This is a genomic window from Microbacterium sp. NPDC079176 (assembly GCF_040686675.1).
In the GTDB taxonomy this organism is placed as follows: domain Bacteria; phylum Actinomycetota; class Actinomycetes; order Actinomycetales; family Microbacteriaceae; genus Microbacterium.
Window position 1 is genome coordinate 463,052 of sequence record NZ_JBFBLM010000003.1, and the last position, 21,780, is coordinate 484,831.

Annotated in this window: 18 protein-coding genes; 13 read left to right on the top strand and 5 right to left on the bottom strand. The window is 67.3% G+C overall.

What is annotated here, in order from left to right; genetic code table 11:
• Window positions 1–16: 16 nt before the first annotated feature.
• Together metG and AB0P11_RS09675 are read left to right on the top strand one after the other, a co-directional pair.
• Window positions 17–1,594 carry a methionine--tRNA ligase gene (metG, locus tag AB0P11_RS09670; protein WP_056280006.1) on the top strand — a complete coding sequence of 526 codons (1,578 nt, stop codon included), beginning with the start codon at window positions 17–19 and terminating at the stop codon, window positions 1,592–1,594.
• A 2-nt stretch (window positions 1,595–1,596) separates the two neighbouring features.
• Window positions 1,597–2,469: a TatD family hydrolase gene (locus AB0P11_RS09675; RefSeq protein ID WP_295102096.1), complete on the top strand. Its 873-nt coding sequence runs from the start codon at window positions 1,597–1,599 to the stop codon at window positions 2,467–2,469.
• On the opposite strand, the gene AB0P11_RS09680 is transcribed toward AB0P11_RS09675, so the two are convergent.
• The gene (locus tag AB0P11_RS09680) at window positions 2,448–3,707 is read right to left on the bottom strand and encodes an MFS transporter (protein ID WP_072591556.1); all 1,260 of its coding nucleotides are present in this window, start codon (window positions 3,705–3,707) and stop codon (window positions 2,448–2,450) included. The genes AB0P11_RS09675 and AB0P11_RS09680 overlap by 22 nt on opposite strands.
• A gap of 55 nt (window positions 3,708–3,762) precedes the next feature.
• Between AB0P11_RS09680 and rsmA the strand changes: the two genes are divergently transcribed.
• The 7 genes from rsmA to AB0P11_RS09715 all read left to right on the top strand — a co-directional run bounded on the left by rsmA (window position 3,763) and on the right by AB0P11_RS09715 (window position 11,982).
• Complete coding sequence (gene rsmA, locus AB0P11_RS09685) at window positions 3,763–4,632, top strand: 16S rRNA (adenine(1518)-N(6)/adenine(1519)-N(6))-dimethyltransferase RsmA (protein WP_320489962.1); 870 nt, start codon at window positions 3,763–3,765, stop codon at window positions 4,630–4,632.
• 9 nt (window positions 4,633–4,641) lie between these two features.
• The gene (mgrA, locus tag AB0P11_RS09690) at window positions 4,642–5,709 is read left to right on the top strand and encodes an L-glyceraldehyde 3-phosphate reductase (protein WP_295105049.1); all 1,068 of its coding nucleotides are present in this window, start codon (window positions 4,642–4,644) and stop codon (window positions 5,707–5,709) included.
• Between the two features lie 13 nt (window positions 5,710–5,722).
• Window positions 5,723–6,655 (top strand): 4-(cytidine 5'-diphospho)-2-C-methyl-D-erythritol kinase, encoded by a 933-nt coding sequence (locus AB0P11_RS09695; RefSeq protein ID WP_056280016.1) that lies wholly within the window; start codon window positions 5,723–5,725, stop codon window positions 6,653–6,655.
• 100 nt (window positions 6,656–6,755) lie between these two features.
• Window positions 6,756–7,769, top strand: a complete 1,014-nt coding sequence (locus tag AB0P11_RS09700; RefSeq protein WP_053097086.1) for a LacI family DNA-binding transcriptional regulator — start codon at window positions 6,756–6,758, stop codon at window positions 7,767–7,769.
• A 155-nt stretch (window positions 7,770–7,924) separates the two neighbouring features.
• Window positions 7,925–9,445: a multiple monosaccharide ABC transporter ATP-binding protein gene (mmsA, locus tag AB0P11_RS09705; RefSeq protein ID WP_222839478.1), complete on the top strand. Its 1,521-nt coding sequence runs from the start codon at window positions 7,925–7,927 to the stop codon at window positions 9,443–9,445.
• A complete protein-coding gene (gene mmsB / locus AB0P11_RS09710) occupies window positions 9,442–10,800 on the top strand; it encodes a multiple monosaccharide ABC transporter permease (RefSeq protein WP_363521535.1) in 1,359 nt (452 codons plus the stop codon). The genes mmsA and mmsB overlap by 4 nt, the downstream gene beginning before the upstream one ends.
• A 60-nt stretch (window positions 10,801–10,860) precedes the next feature.
• Window positions 10,861–11,982, top strand: coding sequence for a sugar-binding protein (locus AB0P11_RS09715; RefSeq protein WP_053097082.1), 1,122 nt, complete (start codon window positions 10,861–10,863; stop codon window positions 11,980–11,982).
• 145 nt (window positions 11,983–12,127) lie between these two features.
• On the opposite strand, the gene AB0P11_RS09720 is transcribed toward AB0P11_RS09715, so the two are convergent.
• The 4 genes from AB0P11_RS09720 to AB0P11_RS09735 all read right to left on the bottom strand — a co-directional run bounded on the left by AB0P11_RS09720 (window position 12,128) and on the right by AB0P11_RS09735 (window position 16,028).
• Window positions 12,128–12,958, bottom strand: a complete 831-nt coding sequence (locus AB0P11_RS09720) for a hypothetical protein (protein ID WP_157538293.1) — start codon at window positions 12,956–12,958, stop codon at window positions 12,128–12,130.
• Window positions 12,959–13,260: 302 nt separating this feature from the next.
• Window positions 13,261–14,031 (bottom strand): hypothetical protein, encoded by a 771-nt coding sequence (locus AB0P11_RS09725; RefSeq protein WP_363521539.1) that lies wholly within the window; start codon window positions 14,029–14,031, stop codon window positions 13,261–13,263.
• A gap of 71 nt (window positions 14,032–14,102) precedes the next feature.
• Window positions 14,103–14,678 carry a hypothetical protein gene (locus AB0P11_RS09730; RefSeq protein WP_363521542.1) on the bottom strand — a complete coding sequence of 192 codons (576 nt, stop codon included), beginning with the start codon at window positions 14,676–14,678 and terminating at the stop codon, window positions 14,103–14,105.
• Window positions 14,679–14,777: 99 nt separating this feature from the next.
• Entirely contained in the window at window positions 14,778–16,028 is a 1,251-nt protein-coding gene (locus AB0P11_RS09735) for a DUF222 domain-containing protein (protein ID WP_363521545.1), read from the bottom strand.
• 180 nt (window positions 16,029–16,208) lie between these two features.
• On the opposite strand from AB0P11_RS09735, the gene AB0P11_RS09740 reads away from it, so the two are divergent.
• From AB0P11_RS09740 to AB0P11_RS09755, 4 genes are all read left to right on the top strand, one after another.
• Window positions 16,209–16,949, top strand: coding sequence for an alpha/beta hydrolase (locus tag AB0P11_RS09740; RefSeq protein ID WP_053097073.1), 741 nt, complete (start codon window positions 16,209–16,211; stop codon window positions 16,947–16,949).
• A 64-nt stretch (window positions 16,950–17,013) separates the two neighbouring features.
• On the top strand, window positions 17,014–18,825 hold the full coding sequence (locus AB0P11_RS09745) for an ABC-F family ATP-binding cassette domain-containing protein (protein WP_363521548.1): 1,812 nt from the start codon (window positions 17,014–17,016) through the stop codon (window positions 18,823–18,825).
• A 123-nt stretch (window positions 18,826–18,948) separates the two neighbouring features.
• A complete protein-coding gene (locus AB0P11_RS09750; RefSeq protein ID WP_363521551.1) occupies window positions 18,949–20,751 on the top strand; it encodes a Na+/H+ antiporter in 1,803 nt (600 codons plus the stop codon).
• Window positions 20,752–20,842: 91 nt separating this feature from the next.
• Window positions 20,843–21,757, top strand: a complete 915-nt coding sequence (locus AB0P11_RS09755) for a MetQ/NlpA family ABC transporter substrate-binding protein (protein ID WP_053097067.1) — start codon at window positions 20,843–20,845, stop codon at window positions 21,755–21,757.
• Window positions 21,758–21,780: the final 23 nt, after the last annotated feature.

Here is a 21,780-nt window from a genome sequence, read left to right on the forward strand (position 1 = left end):
ACCTAGAATTGTCCCCATGCCCGCAGGCGAATCGTTCTACATCACCACGCCCATCTACTACCCCTCCGATGTGCCCCACATCGGTCACGGGTACACCTCGGTGGCGGTCGACGCGCTCGCGCGCTGGCACCGGCAGGGCGGCGATGACACCTGGATGCTGACGGGCACCGACGAGCACGGCCAGAAGATGCTCCGTGCCGCGGCCGCGAACAACGTCACTCCGCAGGAGTGGGTCGACAAGCTCGTCACCGAGGCGTGGTTCCCCCTGCTCGAGACGCTCGATGTCGCGAACGACGACTTCATCCGCACGACGCAGGAGCGCCACGAGACCAACGTGCAGACGTTCTTCCAGCGTCTCTACGACCGTGGCTACATCTATGCGGGCGAGTACGAGGCGCTGTACTGCGTGGGCTGTGAGGAGTTCAAGCCCGAGTCCGAGATCGTCGACGGCACCGGTCCGTTCGAGGGCCTCAAGGTCTGCGCCATCCACTCGAAGCCGCTCGAGCTGCTGCAGGAGAAGAACTACTTCTTCAAGCTGAGCGAGTTCCAGGACCGTCTGCTCGAGCTCTACAAGACCCAGCCCGACTTCGTGCGCCCCGATTCGGCGCGCAACGAGGTCGTCTCCTTCGTCAGTCAGGGTCTCAAGGACCTCTCGATCTCGCGCTCGACGTTCGACTGGGGCATCCCGCTGCCGTGGGACGAGTCGCACGTCATCTACGTCTGGGTCGATGCGCTGCTCAACTACGCCACCGCCGTCGGCTACGGCTCCGATCAGGAGACCTTCGACCGCCGCTGGCCCGCCTATCACGTGGTCGGAAAAGACATCCTGCGCTTCCACGCGGTGATCTGGCCGGCTCTGCTGATGGCCGCAGGGCTCGATGTGCCCAAGGGCGTGTTCGCGCACGGCTGGCTGCTCGTCGGCGGCGAGAAGATGTCGAAGTCGAAGCTCACCGGCATCGCGCCGACCGAGATCACCGACGTCTTCGGATCCGACGCCTACCGCTACTACTTCCTCTCGGCGATCGCGTTCGGCCAGGACGGCTCGTTCTCGTGGGAGGACCTCTCGGCCCGCTACCAGGCGGAGCTCGCCAACGGCTTCGGCAACCTCGCCTCGCGCACCACGGCGATGATCGAGAAGTACTTCGAGGGCATCGTGCCGCCGCCCGCCGACTACACCGAGAAGGATCTCGAGATCCAGAGGATCGTCGCGGATGCCGCCTCGAATGCAGATGCCGCGATCGAGCAGTTTCGCATCGACGAGGCCATCTCGTCGATCTGGACGATCGTCGACGCTCTCAACGGCTACATCACGGAGAACGAGCCGTGGGCACTGGCACGCGACGAGTCTCAGCGCGGCCGTCTCGGCACCGTTCTCTACACGTGCGCCGAGGGACTTCGCGCGCTCGCCGTGCTGCTCTCGCCCGTGATGCCGCAGTCGACGGAGAAGCTCTGGGTCGCTCTCGGCGCCGCAGAGAGCCTCGGACGTCTGCAGGACCAGCCGATCCGCGAGGCCGGAGCCTGGGGCGTGCTGCGTCCCGGCACCAGCGTCGACGGTCTCACCCCGCTGTTCCCGCGCGTGGAGTCCACCGCCTGAGCATGACGTACGTGCAGCAGCGAGACGGCGACGGGCGCAAGGATCTCCGGTACCCCGCGGCTCCGGAGCCCCTTGCCGTGCCCGTCTACGACAATCACGCGCATCTCGAGATCCTCGACGGCGATGAGCCGCTCTCGTTGACCGAGCAGCTCGATCGTGCGGCGGCCGTGGGCATCGCCGGGGTGGTGCAGGCATCGGGTGACATCGAGTCGTCCCGGTGGGCGGTCGAGGCCGCCGAGTCGGACCCGCGCGTGCTCGCGGCTGTCGCGATCCACCCGAATGATGCGCCCGCCTACGCCGAGGAGGGTCGTCTCGATGAGGCCATCGCGGTGATCGACGAGCTCGCGGCGCACCCGCGAACGCGGGCGATCGGCGAGACGGGTCTCGACTTCTTCCGCACCGAGCCCGAGCGCCGAGCGCCGCAGTTCGAGTCGTTCGAGGCGCACATCGCGCTGGCGAAGAAGCACGGCATCGCGATGCAGATCCACGACCGTGACGCGCATGACGCGGTGCTCGAGACGCTGAGTCGCGTCGGGGCGCCCGAGCGGACGGTCTTCCACTGCTTCTCCGGCGACGATGCGATGGCGAGGATCTGCGCGGATGCGGGTTACCACCTGTCCTTCGCCGGCAACGTCACGTTCAAGAACGCGCAGAACCTGCGCGACGCGCTGAAGGTGACGCCCCTGGACCGCATCCTCGTCGAGACCGATGCGCCGTTCCTCACCCCGACGCCGCTGCGCGGTCGTCCGAACGCCCCCTATCTCGTGCCGATCACGGTGCGGTTCATGGCGGCGGAGCTCGGCATCGAGGTCGACGAGCTGTCGACCCGACTCGCCGCGAACACCCTGCGGGTCTACGGCTCGTTCACCGACTGATCCGCCGGTGCGGCACTGACGATCTGCGAGATCGGCTTCCAGACCAGGACAAGGGTCAGCGCGGCGCCCACGAAGGCGAACCACCACGGAGCCGTGAGACCCCAGACCTGGGCGATCACCCCGCCGAGGGCCTGGCCGATGACCATTCCGCCGAACACGCCGACCATGTTGACCGAGGCCACGCGGCCCTGCAGCTCGGCGGGGACCAGACGCTGACGGACGGTCGTCGAGATCGTGCCCCACACGAACGCGTAGGCGCCGAACACGAACATGATCACGAGCGCCACCCAGCCCGCGGTGGTGAGTGCGAACGCGAGGTGCATCAGCACCTCGAGCGAGAGGACGACGCGCATCAGCGTCGCGAACGACACGTGGCGTTCGAGCCAGCCGAAGCAGAGGGTGGCGAGGATTCCTCCGGCCGCCGAGGCGGTCGTCAGGGCGCCGTAGCCGACCGCGCCCATGTTCAGATACTCCGTGGCATAGAGCACGAGCACGCCCCACGGGGCCGCCCAGGTGACGTTGAAGACGAGGATGATCAGCACCAGCATCCGCACCGGCGGGTTCTGCCACAGCCAGCGGAGTCCTTCGCCGATGTCGGTGTGCACGTGCGACTTCACGCCGTCTCCCGTTGACCGGGGCGGCACGGGGGTGCGGGCCATGCGCGAGATCAGCACGACCGCGAGGAGGACGCAGAGGATCTCGAGCAGGAACGGCCACGCCGCGCCGGCGGCGAAGAGGAACGCGCCGAGCGGCGGCCCGGCGAACTGGTTCGCGACGAGATACCCGGCCTGCAGTCGAGCGTTGCCGATGCCGAGGTCGGCCGGCTTCACGAGCATCGGCAGCAGCGTGCTGCCGGCGGTGTCGACGAAGACCTCCGCCGTGCCGTAGAGGAAGGCCACGGCGAGCACGATCCAGATGTTCGCGGTGCCGGTGAGCAGGAACGCACAGAGCCCCGCGAGCACCACGGCCCGTGCCGCGTTGGCGAACATCACGAGGCGCCGACGGTCGAACCGGTCGGCGATGGCTCCGGCGTGCAGCCCGAACAGCAGCCACGGGAGGAACTGCAGGATCGCCCCGGACGCGACGAGGATGGGCGACGACGTCATCGACGCGATGAGCAGGGGAGCGGCCGCGAGGGCGACGCCGTCTCCGACGTTGCTCGTCCACGATGATGCGAGCAGCCAGCGGAAATCCCTGCCCATGCGCCGTGGTGCGATCAGTTCGCCGAGGGAGGGCATCACAGCAGACTACTGGGCGGCTCGGACACCGGCGGGGGTGGGGGACAATGGAGCAATGACAGTCACCCTGCTCGGCGCCACCGAGATCCGCCGCCTCGCCGCTGAGCTCGACGTCACCCCGACCAAGAAGCTCGGACAGAACTTCGTCGTCGACGCGAACACCGTGCGCAAGATCGTGCACGCCGCCCGCGTCCAGCCGGGGGAGCGGGTCGTCGAGGTGGGCCCGGGGCTCGGCTCCCTCACCCTCGCGATCCTCGAGGCCGGCGCATCCGTCACCGCTGTCGAGATCGATCACCGGCTCGCCGCCCGGCTCGCCCAGACCGCCGAGGAGCACGGCGTTCCCGCCGACATGCTCACGGTCGTCGACGCCGACGCGCTGCGCATCACGGAGCTGCCGGGCGAGCCGACCGTGCTGGTCGCGAACCTGCCCTACAACGTCTCGGTCCCCGTGCTGCTGCACTTCCTCGAGAACTTCTCCTACCTGAAGCGCGGTGTCGTGATGGTGCAGGCCGAGGTCGCCGAGCGCATCGCGGCCAAGCCGGGCTCCAAGATCTACGGCACCCCGAGTGTCAAGGCCGCCTGGTACGGCGAGTGGAAGCTGTCGGGCACCGTGTCCCGTCAGGTCTTCTGGCCGGTGCCCAACGTCGACAGCCTCCTCGTCGGCTTCGACCGGTCGGAGGGCGAGCGCGGCACAGAGGACGAACGCCGACTCACCTTCAAGATCGTGGATGCCGCCTTCAACCAGCGCCGCAAGATGCTGCGACAGGCGCTGTCCGAGCTCTTCGGCAGCTCCGCCGCGGCATCCGAGATCCTGATCGCGGCCGGAGTCGCGCCGACCGCTCGTGGCGAGGACCTCACGGTCGATGACTATCACCGTATTGCGCGGCACGTCGCTCAGATCGAAGACGCCGTCGTCACCGACTAACCTGGCACCGTGACCGACTCTCCTCGCTTCCGTCCGAACATCCCCGAGCTGCACCGGCCGTACGCCGCCGACGAGAGCCGCTACCAGCAGTTCGAGTACCGCCAGGTGGGCACCTCGGGGCTGTTCCTGCCGCCCATCTCGCTGGGCCTGTGGTGGAACTTCGGCGACAACATCCCGCTCGACAACCAGCGCGCGCTGCTGCGTCACGCCTTCGACCGCGGCATCACGCACTTCGATCTCGCGAACAACTACGGCCCGCCCTACGGCTCGGCCGAGAAGAACTTCGGTCGCATCTTCGCCGAGGACTTCCGCCCCTACCGCGACGAGCTGATCATCTCGTCGAAGGCGGGCTGGGACATGTGGCCGGGTCCGTACGGAGACTTCGGCAGCCGCAAGTACATCCTCGCGAGCGCCGAGCAGTCGCTGACCCGCATGGGCCTCGACCACGTCGACATCTTCTACTCGCACCGCGCCGATCCCGTGACGCCGGTCGCCGAGACCATCGGGGCGCTCGACACGCTCGTGCGCCAGGGCAAGGCTCTCTACGTCGGCATCTCGTCGTACAGCGCCGAGCGCACGGCCGAGGCCGTCGCCGTCGCCACCGACCTCGGCACCCCGCTCGTCATCCACCAGCCCGCCTACTCGATCCTCAACCGCTGGGTCGAAGACGGCCTCACCGACACCCTCGAGCAGTCCGGCGTCGGCGCGATCGCGTTCACACCTCTCGCGCAGGGGCTCCTCACCGACAAGTACCTCGGCGACGGCACGGCCGCCCGTGCGCAGAAGCGCGGTTCGCTGCCGGATGCGCCGCTGTCGGATGCCGCCGTTCAGACCCTCCGCTCGCTCAACGCCATCGCCGAGCAGCGCGGGCAGTCCCTGGCGCAGATGGCGATCCAATGGACGCTGCGCAACCCGGTCGTCGCCTCCGCGCTGGTCGGGGCATCGCGTCCCGAGCAGCTCGACGAGAACATCGCCGCCGTCAACGGTCCGGCATTCACCGACGACGAGCTCGGCCGCATCGACGAGGCGGCCGGTGCCATCGACGTCGACCTGTGGGCGACGTCGACGGAGCTGTGACGGGAACACCGACATGAGCTTCGCCGCCCCCGTCGACTCCGTGCACGTGCGCGCGCCCGGCAAGATCAACGTCTATCTCGGTGTGGGCGGCCGCCACGACGACGGGTATCACGCGCTGGCCACGGTGTTCCAGGCGGTCTCGCTCTATGAGGACGTGATCGCCCGGCACGCCGACGACTTCTCGATCACCGTCTCGGGCGTCGACGACCCCGACACCGTGCCGCTGGACGATCGCAACCTCGCGATGCGCGCCGCCAAGCTGCTCGCGACTGCGGCCGAGTACGACGGCGGGGTGGCGCTGGAGATCCGCAAGAGCGTGCCTGTCGCCGGAGGCATGGGCGGCGGGTCGGCGGATGCCGCGGCCGCTCTCGTCGCGTGCGACGCACTGTGGGGTACCGGGTTCTCGACCGCCCGCCTGCATGAGCTGGCCGCCCGGCTCGGCGCGGACGTCCCGTTCGCGTTGCACGGCGGCACCGCCGTCGGAACCGGCCGAGGAGATCAGCTGAATCCCGCGCTGGCGAGGGGGCGGTTCGACTGGGTGCTCGTCCCGAGCGATGACGGGCTGTCCACGCCCGTCGTGTATGCGCGACTCGATGCGCTGCGAGACGCTGAGGGCTCGCTCGCCGACGATCCGCCGCTGTCGCTCGAGGTGCCGGCTCCCGTGCTGCAGGCGCTGCGTTCCGGCGATCCCGAGCTGCTGTCCGAGAGCATCTACAACGACCTGCAGGAGGCCGCCCTGTACGAGCGGCCCGAGCTGGAGACCACGATCCTGCGCGGCATCCACGCCGGCGCTCTGCAGGGCATCGTGTCGGGTTCGGGACCCACCGTCGCTCTCCTCTGCCCGAGCCCCGAGGGTGCGCAGGAGGTCCAGTCGCTGCTGCGTGAGCACGGACTGGAGTCGCTGCACGTGCACGGGCCTGTGCCCGGCGCGCGCATCCTCGCCTGACCCGGCCCGCCCGCATCCTCGCCTCGGCGAGGTGCGCTCCGCGCGCCTGGCATACATAATGAAGAGACGATGTGACCGTGCACATACAAGGAGGTCTGTGATGTCGACTGCCTCCGAGCGTGCCCGGATGCCGAGCATCCGCGACGTCGCGAGACTCGCGGGGGTATCGCACCAGACCGTGTCGCGGGTGCTGAACGACCACCCCAGCATCCGTCCCGAGACGAAGGCGAAAGTCCTCGACGCCATCGCCGTGCTGGACTACCGCCCCAACCTCGCGGCGCGGGCGCTCGTGACGAGCAAGTCCAACATGCTCGGCATCCTCTCGGCCACGGTGGGGGAGTTCGGACCGACGTCGTCGATCGTCGGCATCGAGGACGCCGCTCGCGAGGAGGGGTACTCGGTCTCGACCCTGAACCTCTCGGCCACGACGCCCGAGGCGATCGGCAACGCCCTGCGGCAGCTGGCACGCGAGCAGGTCGACGGCATCGTGGTGCTCGCCCCGCAGGTCCGGGCGTTCCATGTGCTGAAGGGCATGGCCGTCGAGATGCCGTTCGTCTCGCTGCAGACGGCCTCCGGCTCCGACGGGGTGACCCTGTCGGCCGACCAGGTCGCGGGCGCGCGCACCGCCACCGAGCATCTGATCGGGCTCGGACACAGCGACATCATCCACATCGCCGGGCCGCAGGACTGGATCGAGGCCGAGTCGCGCATGCGCGGATACCTCGATGCTCTGCGGGAGGCCGATCTGCCCACCTTCCCGCCTATCCGCGGAGACTGGACGGCCGACTTCGGCTATTTCGCGGGGCAGGAGCTCGCCCGACGGCGTGACTTCACGGCCGTGTTCGTCGCGAACGACCAGATGGCGATCGGGCTGCTGCACGGGTTCAGGGATGCCGGCATCCGCGTGCCCGAGGACGTGAGCGTCGTCGGGTTCGACGACATCCCGGTCGCGGCGCATGTCGCACCGACGCTGAGCACGGTGCATCAGGACTTCCCCGAGCTGGGTCGCCGCGCCGTGCGCATCCTGCTCGCGCAGATCCGTGGTGAGCAGGTGCCGCAGTTCGGGCCCCTGCAGACGACCCTTCGAACGCGGGAATCGTCCGCGCCTCGATAAGGCCACATTTTCGCGAGTGGTCTTGACACCGTCTCAGCGAGCGTAGACTATGTAATCCAATGTGAACGGTCACATCGAAGGTGACCGCCCGTCGCGAGGAAGATCTTGTGAGCACCACAGCAACGTTGCCGGTCGTGTCAGGCCCCATCCTGGAGATGCGCAGCATCACCAAGGAGTTCCCGGGTGTCAAGGCGCTGTCCGACGTGTCCATCACCGTCCGGGCCGGAGAGATCCATGCGATCTGCGGCGAGAACGGCGCCGGGAAGTCGACCCTGATGAAGGTCCTCTCCGGCGTGTACCCCTACGGCACGTACGAGGGGGAGATCCTGCTCTACGGCGAGGAGCAGCGCTACCGCGACATCGCGGCGAGCGAGCAGGCCGGGATCGCGATCATCCACCAGGAGCTCGCGCTGATCCCTGAGCTCTCGATCACCGAGAACATCTTCCTCGGCAACGAGATCCGCCACTTCGGCGCGATCGACTGGCGCGCCCAGCGTCAGCGCACGGTCGAGCTGCTGGCCCGCGTCGGCCTGCGCGAAGACCCCGACGTCGCCATCAAGACGCTCGGTGTCGGAAAGCAGCAGCTGATCGAGATCGCGAAGGCCCTCAACAAGGACGTCAAGCTCCTCATCCTCGACGAGCCCACCGCGGCACTGAACGAGAACGACTCGCAGCACCTCCTCGACCTGATCCTGGGTCTGAAGGCCAAGGGCATCGCGTCGATCATGATCAGCCACAAGCTCAACGAGATCGAGCAGATCGCCGACGAGATCACGATCATCCGCGACGGTCGCACGGTCGAGACGCTCGACATCTCGCGCGGCGAGATCAACGAGGACCGCATCATCCGCGGCATGGTCGGCCGCTCGCTCGAGAGCCGCTACCCCGACCGCACCCCCGAGATCGGCGACGTGTTCTTCGAGGTCAAGGACTGGTGGGTGCAGCACCCGACCGTGTCTGAGCGGATGGTCGTCAAGGGGTCGAACCTCAACGTGCGTCGTGGCGAGGTCGTCGGCATCGCCGGTCTGATGGGCGCGGGCCGCACCGAGTTCATGATGAGCATCTTCGGTCGCTCCTACGGCACGTTCCTCGGCGGACAGATCGTCAAGGACGGCCAGGAGATCACCATCCCCGACGTCTCCTCGGCGATCAAGCACGGACTCGCGTACGTCAGCGAGGACCGCAAGGTGCTGGGGCTCAACCTGCTCGACACCATCAAGCGGTCTGTCGTGGCGGCGAAGCTGTCGAAGATCTCGAAGCGCGGCGTCGTCGACGAGCGCGAGGAGTACTCGGTCGCCGAGCGCTACCGCAAGGCGCTGCGCATCAAGACGCCCAGCGTCGAAGAGGGCGTCGGCAAGCTCTCGGGAGGAAACCAGCAGAAGGTCGTGCTGGCCCGGTGGATGTTCACCGACCCCGACCTGCTGATCCTCGATGAGCCCACGCGCGGCATCGACGTCGGCGCGAAGTACGAGATCTACGCGATCATCAACGAGCTCGCCTCCCAGGGCAAGGGCGTCATCGTCATCTCCAGCGAGCTGCCCGAGCTGCTCGGCATCTCGGACCGCATCTACACAGTCTTCGAAGGTCGGGTCACCGACTGCATCCCGGCCGACCAGGCGACACCCGAGGCTCTCATGCGCAGCATGACCTCCGCGACTCAGAAAGCATCCGCATGACCACCGACCTCACGACAACGAAGCGCGGCTTCCACTTCGGCGACATCCGCAAGATGTTCGGAAGCAACGGCACCTCGTCACTGCGCCAGTTCGGCATCCTGGGCAGCCTCATCGTCATCATCGTCCTCTTCGAGGTGCTGACGCTGCTGCGCAACGGACCGAACGGCGCGACGCTGACGTCGGGCAACCTGATCAACGTCATCAACCAGTACTCGTTCATCCTGATCCTCGCGATCGGCATGGTGATGGTCATCATCATGGGGCACATCGACCTGTCGGTCGGCTCCGTGGCGGCCTTCACCGGCATCATCGTCGCGAAGTCGATGGCCGACTGGAACCTCCCTTGGCCGCTGGCGATCCTGCTCGGCCTCGGCGTCGGTGCCCTGGTGGGCGCCTGGCAGGGGTTCTGGGTCGCCTACGTCGGGGTGCCCGCGTTCATCGTGACGCTCGCCGGCATGCTCTTCTTCCGTGGCGCGCAGCAGTGGATCGGTGACGCTCAGACGATCCCGGTGCCCAAGGGCTTCCAGGTGATCGGCACCGGCTACCTTCCTGAGGTCGGGCTCCCGCTGGACTTCAACGTGCCGACCATGATCCTCGCACTGGTCGCGGTGGCGTGGCTGGTCTTCTGGGAGATCCGCACCCGTCGCCAGCAGCACAAGATGGGCTCCGACAGTGCGCCCCTGTGGGTCAGCGTCGTCAAGGTCGTGCTGCTCTCGGTCGTCGTGCTCGCCGCTGCGTGGATGTTCGCGACGGGTCGCCCGGGCACGAGCTTCCCGGTTCCGGGTCTGATCCTGCTCGCCCTCGTGATCATCTACTCGTTCATCACGCGGAACACCGTCTTCGGTCGCCACATCTACGCCGTGGGTGGCAACCGCCAGGCCGCACGCCTCTCCGGCGTGAAGGACCGCTGGGTCGACTTCTTCGTCATGATGAACATGTCGATGATGGCCGCACTCGCCGGCATGATCTTCGTCGCCCGTTCGCAGGCATCCGGACCGAACGACGGCACCGGCTGGGAGCTCGACGCGATCGCGTCGGTGTTCATCGGTGGTGCTGCGGTCGCCGGTGGTATCGGTACCGTGATCGGCTCGATCATCGGTGGTCTGGTCATGGCGTTCCTCAACAACGGTCTCGCTCTGCTCGGCCAGGGTGCCGACGTCGTCTCGATGATCAAGGGCCTCGTGCTGCTGCTCGCGGTCGGCATCGACGTCTGGAACAAGCAGCAGGGCCGTCCGTCGCTCATCGGTCTCCTGACCCGCCGGTCGGGCCGCAGGAGCGACCCGGAGGCCACCACGACCTTCGAGCCCAACAGGACTTACCAAGCCCCTCCCGTCGACAAGACGAGGGCCGAGTAAGCGGACTCTCCGCGCAGTGCTCGCACGCAGAATCCGTCACATCACACAGAAAGAGATCACATGAAGAAGATCATCGTCACAGCGACAGCGCTCGTCGCGACGGCTGCCTTCGCACTCACGGGCTGCTCCGGTGAGCGCGGCGGCGGAACCGACACGGGATCCGGCGAAGAGGCCGAAGCAGGCTTCGCCGCCGACTCCTCGATCGGTGTCGCCCTTCCCGACAAGACCAGTGAGAACTGGGTCCTCGCGGGTCAGCTCTTCACGGACGGCCTGGAAGAGGCCGGCTTCAAGGCAGACGTGCAGTACGCTCCGGCGAGCAACACGGTCGCCGAGCAGCAGAACCAGATCCAGGCCATGGTCACCAACGGCGCCAAGGTCATCATCATCGGCGCGAAGGATGGCAAGCAGCTCGCCACCCAGGTGCAGGCGGCCAAGGATGCCGGCGCATACGTGATCGCGTACGACCGTCTCATCGAGAACACCGAGGCAGTCGACTACTACGTCGCGTTCGACAACTTCAAGGTCGGCCAGCTGCAGGGCCAGGCCCTGCTCGACGGTCTCGCCGAGCGTGCGGGCCACGAGGCTCCGTACAACATCGAGCTCTTCTCCGGCTCGCCGGATGACGCCAACTCGAAGGTCTTCTTCGACGGCGCCATGGACGTGCTCCAGCCGGAGATCGACAACGGCAACCTGGTGGTCGTGTCGAAGCAGACCGAGATCGCGCAGACCGCGACCGAGGGATGGCTTCCGGAGAACGCGCAGAACCGTATGGACACGCTGCTCACCTCGTCGTACAGCGGTGACACCGTGGTCGACGGCGTGCTGTCGCCGAACGACACCCTTGCTCGCGCCATCATCACCTCGGTGCAGCAGGCCGGCAAGCCGGTTCCGGTCGTCACGGGTCAGGACTCCGAGGTCGAGTCGGTGAAGTCGATCATGGAGGGCATCCAGTACTCCACGATCAACAAGGACACCGCACTGCTCGTCGAGCAGTCGATCAAGATGGTCGGCCAGCTGCAGAAGGGCGAGACCGTCGATGTCAACGACGAGGAGTCGTACGACAACGGCGCCAAGGTCGTTCCGGCGTACCTGCTCGACCCGATCATCGTCACCAAGGAGAACGCTGCTGAGGCGTACGCCAACGTGCCGAGCCTCCTCGAGATCGTGAAGTCGTACCAGTAAGCGACATCGCACTCACCGCAGACGAGCCGTCCGGACCTTCGGGTCCGGGCGGCTCTTCGCCATGTCGGGTCGACTTTTCACACCGCGCGCGGACGAGCCGCTGGCCGGAAGCGGACGTCCTGTCGGAGGACGTCCGCACACGGCGCTAGCCCCAGACGGGGTCGTCGGGATCGGGAGAGTCTGTGCCGTCGGCATCCGTCATGATGCGCGCTTCAGCGATCCACGACGTCAGAGGGCCATCGCGGAGGAGATGAGGCCGCGGTGTGTCGAGCAAAACGGAGGCGGTGACCTTGTCCAGCGGCTCATCGCTCGCGAAAATGACGACGTTGCCGAGTGGCCCTTCCGCATCTTCCGGCTCTGCGTCGAGCACGACAGCGACGTGATCGAACACGGTGCTCAGGGTCGCGGCCTGTCGTCGTGAGTATTCGAACGGATGCCCGTCGAGCAGGTTCACGGCGACCACGCCCGCTGCTGCGGAGCGCGCGGCGACCCGGCGATAGAACTCCTGGCTGGCCACACGATGCCGGATGACGGCGGCATCCCAGAGATCGACGACGGTGAAGCACGCCTCCACCCAATCGGTGTCGATTGCGGTGCGATAACTCGCGGCGTCGTCAAGTCCGGGGGACGGAGATGACTGCACCGGCGATGTCTTCTCATTCGGAAAAGCGGCGTCCGCGACCGTTCGAGCGTCACCGAGGATGACTCGTATGTCAGACCCGGGAGGCAACGGCAGCGCGTCGATGACGGCGGCGTAGAGCGCGGGTTCGAACTCCACCACCAGCTGAGGTGATCCGGCGCGCGTCGCCTGGACGTAGCGTGCCAGCGTGAGTGCTCCGGCCCCCAGATGCACGGTGAACAGCGGCGCACCAGGCTCGGCGGCGGCATCCATTGCGCGGGCGATGTGTTGGGTGTAGCTGTACTCGAGGTCGGTCGGCTCGGTCATCGAGACGACGGACTGCGCAATTCCATCCACGCTGAGCTCGAAGCGACCGGGTCGCCTTCTCGACTGCACCAGCTTTGCCGTGCGGTCGGCTAGTGAGAGCGAGAACACTCGGCGACTCCATGGCACCTGTCTAGTTTAAGCCGGAGGGGATCGGTCGGCGGCTGCCTCTGGAGGAGCAGAGCGCCGTAGGCGAAGTCGCTCTCGGAAGGCCGAGCCTCCTCGAGATCGTACGAGTCGTACGAGAAAGCGATCAGCCATCTGGCAGAAGAGGGCCGCTCGGACCTTCGGGGCCGGGGGCTCTTTCTTGTTGGCGTGCTGCTGTGGTGCGTTCTTCAGCAGCCGACGCCGGCCGGGTTCTCGTGGCAGGTGTGGGCGACGAGCGCGGTGCGGGCCTCGAGGATGCGGATCTCCTGCGTGGCGCCGCTGGTCGTGAGCTGCCCGGGAATGTCGATCCATCCGCCGCCGAGGTCCACCTGCGCGGTGAATCGGATGTCCACGCGGGCCGGGTACACGCCGGGTTCGCGGTAGACGTGGCTGGTCGGGGTCGGCGTGAACTGCGCCTGACCGAGCGCCTCCCACGTCTGACCCGGCGTGGTCACGGTCGCCGAGCTCCCGTCGCCGTAGGTGTAGTCGTATCCGGCCGGGACAAACCGCGCGCGCAGTGGCACGCCGAACAGCTCGCCGTCTTGGATCTGCGTGGATGCTGCGGCCGTGAAGTTCGTCGGCATCCCGGCGATCCCGACGTTGCCGGGTTCGGCGGTCGCGCGGATTGATGCCGGTGCGAATCGCGCCAGGTCAGAGATGGTGATCGTCGGCGCGCCCGGCGTCGACGGAGCGGAGTCCGGGGGAGCGGGCCGGTTCGGGCGCGGCGCACAGCGCGTGGTGCCCGAGTCGTCCATGCATGCCGCGAGGTCGATCGCCTCCTGGCTCGGACCCGACGGTTCACCCGGACCCGTGCCGTCGCCCGGACCGCCATCACTCCAATTCGAGTCGGTGCCGGGATCAGTGCTCGGCTGCTGCTGGGTGCCGGAGATGGTGAGGGAGGAACCATCAGTCGAGCCGCATACTCCGACGGAGGCCAGTTCGCCGGTGCATGAGCTCATGTCGACCCGAGGCGCGGGGACTGAGACCGAAACGCAGATCACGGTGGCCATGCACAATGCTGCTCCGGCTGTCAGCACGTCGTCGTCTCCGCGGTCGCCTCGTGCGCAATAACGAGAGACATTGTCGAAACAACAAACTCAACCCTCTGGGCGACTATGTCGCCACGCTCGGGCGGAGTCACGTTCACACCGGCCTCGCTCATGAGCGAGACCCCAGAAACGTCAATGCAGACCAGACCTACTACACGCGGATGGTCGGTCTGAAGCTCGGCGGATTCCTCTGCGAACGAAGTCACCTCGGCAGTGCCTTCAATTCGAAGGCCCTCCGCGCGTAGGACGTTTTGCCCGTCGATATCGCTCTCCAGTGCGACTCCGGTGAGGTACTGCTGCGGATCAGCGCCGGATACTCCTTTGCGCCGGTCGTTCAACGCCTCGTTGTACGCCCGGTACACCTTCTCCGCTGCAGCGAACGCCTCCTCCTCGTTGGCGAAGGCCGCGGTGGGCGTAGGGGCGGGCTCGGGTTCAGTGGTGCATCCCGCGAGAGCGCCAACCCCCAACGCCACTACGGCGACAGCAACTATGCGCGCCCCCAACCGTGGAACTGCCGCACCACGGCCTCTGCCGTGACGAATCGCAAGAACGGACAAGGGGCGCAATGGAGGAGGAGTCACCGCGCCACCGTAGTGAAATCGGCCAGGCTCGCGTCGCGTTTCTCCACAGGTCCGCGCCAGCGCGAACGTCTCCGCTCAGAACGGCGCGCGCACGGCATCCGATTCGGTGAAGATCACCGTGTTCGGTGCAGGGGGAGTGTCGATGTACGTCCGCCCGATGGGACTCGTCCACTCCATGACCCCGCCGGGCTTCTGCCCGACCTGCCATGGCGTGTGATGTTTCAGAACATGATGTCGGCGACAGAACGATGCCAGGTTCGATTCGCAGGTCGCGCCACCCGTCGAGGCAGCATGGTGGTGGTCGAGGTCGCATTTCCGCGCCGCCACTCCGCACGCCGGGAAGCGACATCGCTGATCTCTTGCCCGTAGGTGCCTGCGCAGGTGGCGGCTCGGTCGGTATCGGTCGACGGCGAGGACGCGACCGGTGATCGGATGCGTCAGCACCCGTTCCCATCCCTTCGTCTGCCCGGCCAATCGGCGCGCGGTATCGACGTCGATCGGAATCACGCCGTCGAGCTCGGCGGGCGGCGCCGCCTCGGCATCCGGAGCACCCGACCCCTCGTGCGCATCGTCGTCCATCAGGGTCGTCACCGGAACGGTGATCTCAATGCGCGCACTGATGGCCGCCAGCAGTCCGTCTTCGCTGTCGTGCCCGGTCGGCTGGCCGCTGAGCACGAGGTCGGCGAGCAGGTCGGCGCGGATCTCGTCGACCGTCCGATCATCCGCCTCGAACTCATCGCCGTCGCGAGCCGCCCGCCGCTTCGCGCGAAGGTTCTCGACGCGCAGTGCGTGCGCCATCTGCGAGAGACGGTCGAACATGCCGTGGACGAGCGCGGCAGGCGCGTGCGAGTGCAGCGTTGCCATCCCGTCTTCGCCATCCGTCGCCCAGACTCGCCGCTGAGATCTGGCGCGACGATGCCGCTCCGACACTGTCGTCGGAGCGAAGCGCTCGGCCACACGGCGCGCCAGCGCGCGCAGTCGGTTCGGCGATTCCACCTCCGCCAGCGGAAGGATCACCGCGGAATATGCCTCGCGGTGATCGGGCGACTCGAGGCCCGAACCTGCGTCGACAATGACACGGGAGTGCGCGGCGCTGATCCGCCCCGCTCCCTGTGCTGCCCAGACGGCGGGGAACCGATCGACCAGCAGCTCCGCCGCCGCCATCCGGCGCTCGATGGTGCGATCGCTGACATGCTGCACGGCTCCGATCTCGGCCGCGATGGTCCTGATCGAATGGTCTCCCCGGTCCGGGTGATCCCCCTGCTTCGCGATGTCGACCGCGAGCCGACCGGCGATCGCCAGTAGCCCGTCGCGCGCGGCGCTCATGCTGCTCAATGTCGCCTCTGCGACTTGCAACGCGGTGACGAGATCGGCGTGTCCGTCGCGTCGAGCAGTGCTGTCATGTCTCCGAGTAGATCACGGACCACCGACATTCGAACGAAGCTTCGAGACATTCCCGAACCGACATGATCCCGGAAGAGTGATGACTCATGCGACACTGAGGTCATGCTCCTTCACGCCGTCGACGTCGGCGACGGCCCTCGTGCGGTGGTTCTGCTCCACGGGATGATGGGCTCGGCCGACAGCTGGTGGCGTGTGATGCCGGTGCTCGCTGCACAGGGCTTCCGTGTGCTGGCGATCGATCTCCCCGGTCACGGTCTGTCCCCGCGAGACCCGCGTCTGACGATCGAGCGGGCCGCATCGTCGGTGGTCGAGACCGTCCGAAGTCTCGCCCCGGGGCGGCCGCTCGCGGCCGTCGGACACTCCTTCGGTGCGAGCGTGCTCGCACAGGCGGCCCCGCTTCTCCGACCTGAACCGGGCATCTATGTCGATGCCGCACTCGTCCTCCCCGGCGGCAGCGACCGTGACGATCTCATCGAGCGGTACGCCCGCGATCGCGAAGCGCGACAGTCGCCGGAGAACCTCCGTGCCTCGCGTCCGTTCTACTCGGAGAAGGATGCCGAGATCGAGGCACTCGCCGCCCGCCGCTTCGACCCGACGACGATGGCATCCGTCTCCTGCGGCCGCGATCACATGTGGCTTCCCGACCCGGGGTCGATCATCGTCCGCGCCGACCCGAGCGACTGGGTGACCGCCGCCGACGTCGCCCGGTTCGAGGCGAACGGCATCGACGTGCGCAGCATCCCCGGAGCCGCGCACACTGTCTGGTACAGCCACTTCGAGGAGTTCACGGCGTCGCTCCCGGAGCTGTTCGGCCGGCGCGCTCGTGCGCAGGGTGCCGGATGACGAGGCAGCCGTGACAGGAGGCTGACCGGGTCACCCAGACCGCGCGACTACCCTGGGGAGTGACATGGCACATCTTCTCGGGGCAGAAGCCCTTCATCTCGAATATCCGACGAGGGTCGTCTTCGACTCCGTGACCCTCGGCATCGAAGAAGGTGACCGCATCGGCATCGTCGGCCGCAACGGCGACGGCAAGTCGAGCCTCCTCGGAATGCTCGCCGGCATCAAGGAGCCGAACTCGGGCCGCGTCACGGTGCGAGGCGGCATGACCATCGGCGTCCTCGACCAGGCCGACACCCTCAGCGACGACCTGACCATCAGCGCGGCGGTCGTCGGTGACACTCCGGAGTACGAGTGGGCTGGCGACCCGCGCATCCGCGACGTGATCGAGGGACTGCTGAAGGACCTGCCCTGGGATGCGGAGATCGGCTCCCTCAGCGGAGGCCAGCGCCGACGCGTGTCACTCGCCAAGCTGCTGACGGGGGACTGGGACGTCATCGCCCTCGACGAGCCCACCAACCACCTCGACGTCGAGGCCATCACCTGGCTCGCCGGACACCTCAAGAAGCGGTGGAGCCCGAACTCCGGAGCGCTCATGGTCGTGACTCACGACCGGTGGTTCCTCGACGAGATCTGCACCGAGACCTGGGAGGTGCACGACCGCATCGTCGAGCCCTTCGAGGGCGGCTATGCGGCGTACATCCTGCAGCGCGTCGAGCGCGACCGCATGGCGGCGGCGACCGAGGCCAAGCGCCAGAACCTCGCCAAGAAGGAGCTCGCGTGGCTCCGTCGAGGGGCGCCCGCGCGAACCGCGAAGCCGAAGTTCCGCATCGATGCGGCCAACGAGCTCATCGCCGACGTGCCGGAGATCCGCGACAAGGTCTCCCTGCAGTCGCTCGCCGTCTCTCGTCTCGGCAAGGACGTCGTCGACCTGCTCGACGTCGGAGTGACCTATCCGACCGCCGACGGCGGCACCCGCGAAGTCCTCCGCGACGTCGAGTGGCGCATCGCACCGGGGGAGCGCACCGGCATCCTCGGTGTGAACGGCGCCGGCAAATCGACGCTGCTCGGCCTGATCTCGGGAACCGTCGAGCCCACCGTCGGCCGTGTGAAGCGCGGCACGACCGTGAAGGTGAAGACGCTCACGCAGCGCCTCGACGAACTCGAGGACGTCCGACGCGAGCCGGTGCGTGTCGTGATCTCGCGACTGCGCACCTCGTACACGATGGGATCCGGCTCGAAGGCGCAGGAGCTCACGCCGGGCCAGCTCCTCGAGCGGCTCGGCTTCGATTCGGCGCAGCTCTCCACCCCCGTGAAGGATCTCTCCGGAGGTCAGCAGCGCCGCCTGCAACTGCTTCTCGTGCTCCTCGACCAGCCCAACGTGCTGATCCTCGACGAGCCCACCAACGACCTGGACACCGACATGCTCGCGGCCATCGAGGATCTGCTCGATTCGTGGTCGGGGACCCTGCTGGTGGTCAGCCACGACCGGTACTTCCTCGAGCGCGTCACCGATCAGCAGTTCGCGATCCTCGACGGCCACCTGCGGCACCTGCCCGGCGGCGTCGACGAGTACCTGCGCCTGCGCCAGTTGCAGACCTCGGCACCGGGCAGGTCGCAGACGGCCGTCAACACTGAGAAGAAGGCCCCCAGCCTCGACGGTGCCGCACTGCGCGCCGCCCAGAAAGAGGTCTCGTCGCTCGAGCGCCGCATCCAGAAGCTCACGCAGCAGGTCGACAAGGCGAAGACCGCTCTGGCGGATCACGACCAGTCGGACTTCGCCGGCCTCGGCGACAAGATGAAGGCGATCAGCGACCAGCAGGCCGAGATCGAGGAACTCGAACTCCGCTGGTTCGAGCTGACCGAAGAGCTCGACTGACGAGAGGTCTGGCCCTTCCGCCCTCGCGGGAATACGGTGGCAGTCGAATGCGCTGTGCTCTGGGCGGGGTTCGATGCCAGCCGGGATCGCACAGCTTGATCCTGCGGTACCCGGGAGGTTCAGATGGAAGGACTCGAGGTCACCGTCCTGATCGGACTCACGATCCTCGTGGGCACGTTGATCGCGCCGCGCGTTCGACTCGCGCTGCCGCTCGTCCTCGTGATCTTCGGACTCCTCCTCGGCTTCGTCCCGCAGCTCCGCGAGATCCAGCTGCCCCCTGAGACGGTCCTGCTGCTGTTCCTCCCGGTGATGCTGTTCTGGGAGAGCCTCACGACCTCGCTGCGATCGATCCGCCGTGACTTCCGCTACATCCTCCCGATGAGCACGGTGCTCGTCGTGGCATCCGCATTCGCCGTCGCGGGCATCGGTCTGCTGTTCGGGATGCCGTGGGAGACCGCGCTGATCCTCGGCGCGGCAGTGGCCCCTCCGGATGCGACGGCCGTGGCAGCCCTCGGCAGGCTGCTGCCCCGGCGCATGTTCATGAAGCTCAAGGCCGAGAGCCTCACGAACGACGGAACCGCGCTCGTGCTCTACGCGATCGCCGTCTCGCTGGCTCTCGGCGGCAACATCACACCCCTGTCGGTGACGATGTCGGTGCTCACCTCCTATGTCGGAGGAATAGCGGCCGGTGTCGTGATCGCAGGCCTCGGGTACCTGCTGCTGCGTCGCACCTCTTCGACGATCGTCATCAACGTCGCGCTGCTGCTCATCCCGTTCAGCGCGTTCCTCCTCGCGGAGATCGTGCACGCCTCCGGCGTGCTGGCCGTCGTCGTCGCCGGTCTCATCGTCGCCTATGTCTCGCCCCGGGTGACGACAGCCTCGTCGCGGCGGCAGGCCGACGCCGCATGGCCGTTCGGCGTCTTCCTGCTCAACGGAGCGCTGTTCGTGCTGATCGGGCTCGAGGTGCAGTTCGTCGCGCATGAGATCTCCGCGGCAGCGATCGGTCGGCTCGTGCTCATCACCCTCGCGGTGTGGGGGACGCTGCTCGTCGTCAGATATCTCTTCCAGCTGCTGAACGCGCCCTTCCAGCGACGCAATCCGGCGCTTCCGTCCCGTGGTGCCAAGGCGCGATCGATGGCGGTGTCGACGGTCGCAGGCATGCGGGGTGCCGTCTCGCTCGCGATCGCGCTGTCGGTTCCGGCCGCCAGCGCGACCGAGGGCGAGATCGCCGGACGCGACGAGATCGTGTTCGTCACGGCGGGAGTGATCCTGCTCAGTCTGCTCGTACAGGGGCCGCTGCTGCCGGCGATCGTTCGCTGGGCACGTTTCCCGGTCGATCACATGGAGGCCGAGGAGTACGAGCTCGCCGAGCGGACGATCTCGGGCGCGGCACTGGCCGCCCTGGACGACCTCGCCGTCGAGCACGGCGTCGGTCAGGAGATCCGAGACAAGGTGCGTGCCGAGGGCTACCAGATGCTCGAGTTCTCGAACGCGCGTGCGCTGGCGCGCGAGCAGGCGATCGTCGATGCCGAGGCCCAGGCGCTCGACGTCATGCTCGACGAGCCCGATCCGCTGGGCGGCGGCCAGCAGATGAGCGGGGGAGCGGATGCCGGTGCCGCGGAGGCGTCGGTCGCGCTGCGACTGCCGGACGCGACTCGTGTCGGCGACGACGGTGAGCTCGCGGACGGCGAGGTCAGGACTCTGCAGATGATCGCCACCTCGGCCGAGGTCGACGTCATGCAGCGGTCGCCGCTGCTGCGTCACGAGGAGCACGCGCGCCTCAAGCTCGCGCTCATCGACCGCAAACGCGAGGTGCTGCTCGGGCTGCGCAGAGACGGGACGATCGACGACCTCGTGGTCCGTCGGATCTCGGCACGACTCGACCTCGAACAGGTCCGGCTGCAGGGCATCGAGGACTACGACTGAGAGCTGTGACGCTCTGTGACACTCGATTGTCGCGCAGCGCGTCGCCCTGCCTAACGTATTCGAGTCCCCCAAGAGAGGAACCCGAACACTCATGTCCATCACAGCATCCCGTCGGACCACATCCGTCATCGCCGCGCTCGCCGCGGTCCCGCTCTTCGTCGCACTCGCAGGCTGCGCGACCGCATCGTCCGACGCCGGTTCCGGCGGCTCCGAGGACGAGACCGTCAAGATCGGTGTCGTCGGCAAGGGAGACGCACAGTGGGCTCCTTTCGTCGAGGCAGCCGCTGACGAGGGCATCACGGTCGAGCTCGTCGACTTCGGCTCGTACGAGCAGCCGAACCCCGCTCTGACCGAGGGTGAGATCGACCTCAACCAGTTCCAGCACATCGTGTACCTCGCCGAGTACAACACGGCATCCGGCTCCGACCTGACGCCGGTCGGCTCGACGGCGATCTACCCGCTGGGCCTGTACTCGCAGAAGTACGACGATGTCGACGACATCCCCGAGGGGGAGACCGTCGCGGTTCCCGACGACGCATCGAACCAGGCTCGCGCGCTGCTCGTGCTGCAGTCGGCCGGACTCATCGAGCTCAAGAGCGGCGGCACGATCTTCTCCGACCTCTCCGACATCGACACGGGCAAGTCCAAGGTCGAGGTCACCGCGCTCGAGGCCGCGCTGATCCCGACGTCGCTGCCCGACGTCGCGGCGGCGATCATCAACAACGACTTCGTCGAGGATGCGGGTCTGACCTTCGAGGACGCGATCGCTCAGGACGACCCTGAAGACCCGAACGCGCTTCCGTACGTGAACATCTTCGCGGCCCGCGCCGAGGACGCCGACAACGAGACGTACCTCAAGCTCGTCGAGATCTTCCAGACCAATGAGGACGTCCAGGCCGGCCTGCTCGAGTCGTCGGGTGACACCGCCGTGCCGCTGCAGACCCCGGTCGAGGATCTCGTCGCCTCGCTCGAGAAGGTCCAGAAGGACACCGAGGCCAACAAGTAGGACGACCGGGGTGGGTGACACCC

What these genes read in the sequence shown, in the direction of transcription:
- metG (WP_056280006.1), top strand. Translation starts at nt 17, where the DNA reads ATGCCCGCAGGCGAATCGTTCTACATCACCACGCCCATCTACTACCCC.
- AB0P11_RS09675 (WP_295102096.1), top strand. Translation starts at nt 1,597, where the DNA reads ATGACGTACGTGCAGCAGCGAGACGGCGACGGGCGCAAGGATCTCCGG.
- AB0P11_RS09680 (WP_072591556.1), bottom strand. Translation starts at nt 3,707, where the DNA reads ATGCCCTCCCTCGGCGAACTGATCGCACCACGGCGCATGGGCAGGGAT.
- rsmA (WP_320489962.1), top strand. Translation starts at nt 3,763, where the DNA reads ATGACAGTCACCCTGCTCGGCGCCACCGAGATCCGCCGCCTCGCCGCT.
- AB0P11_RS09695 (WP_056280016.1), top strand. Translation starts at nt 5,723, where the DNA reads ATGAGCTTCGCCGCCCCCGTCGACTCCGTGCACGTGCGCGCGCCCGGC.
- AB0P11_RS09700 (WP_053097086.1), top strand. Translation starts at nt 6,756, where the DNA reads ATGTCGACTGCCTCCGAGCGTGCCCGGATGCCGAGCATCCGCGACGTC.
- mmsA (WP_222839478.1), top strand. Translation starts at nt 7,925, where the DNA reads ATGCGCAGCATCACCAAGGAGTTCCCGGGTGTCAAGGCGCTGTCCGAC.
- mmsB (WP_363521535.1), top strand. Translation starts at nt 9,442, where the DNA reads ATGACCACCGACCTCACGACAACGAAGCGCGGCTTCCACTTCGGCGAC.
- AB0P11_RS09715 (WP_053097082.1), top strand. Translation starts at nt 10,861, where the DNA reads ATGAAGAAGATCATCGTCACAGCGACAGCGCTCGTCGCGACGGCTGCC.
- AB0P11_RS09725 (WP_363521539.1), bottom strand. Translation starts at nt 14,031, where the DNA reads ATGAGCTCATGCACCGGCGAACTGGCCTCCGTCGGAGTATGCGGCTCG.
- AB0P11_RS09735 (WP_363521545.1), bottom strand. Translation starts at nt 16,028, where the DNA reads ATGAGCGCCGCGCGCGACGGGCTACTGGCGATCGCCGGTCGGCTCGCG.
- AB0P11_RS09740 (WP_053097073.1), top strand. Translation starts at nt 16,209, where the DNA reads ATGCTCCTTCACGCCGTCGACGTCGGCGACGGCCCTCGTGCGGTGGTT.
- AB0P11_RS09745 (WP_363521548.1), top strand. Translation starts at nt 17,014, where the DNA reads ATGGCACATCTTCTCGGGGCAGAAGCCCTTCATCTCGAATATCCGACG.
- AB0P11_RS09750 (WP_363521551.1), top strand. Translation starts at nt 18,949, where the DNA reads ATGGAAGGACTCGAGGTCACCGTCCTGATCGGACTCACGATCCTCGTG.
- AB0P11_RS09755 (WP_053097067.1), top strand. Translation starts at nt 20,843, where the DNA reads ATGTCCATCACAGCATCCCGTCGGACCACATCCGTCATCGCCGCGCTC.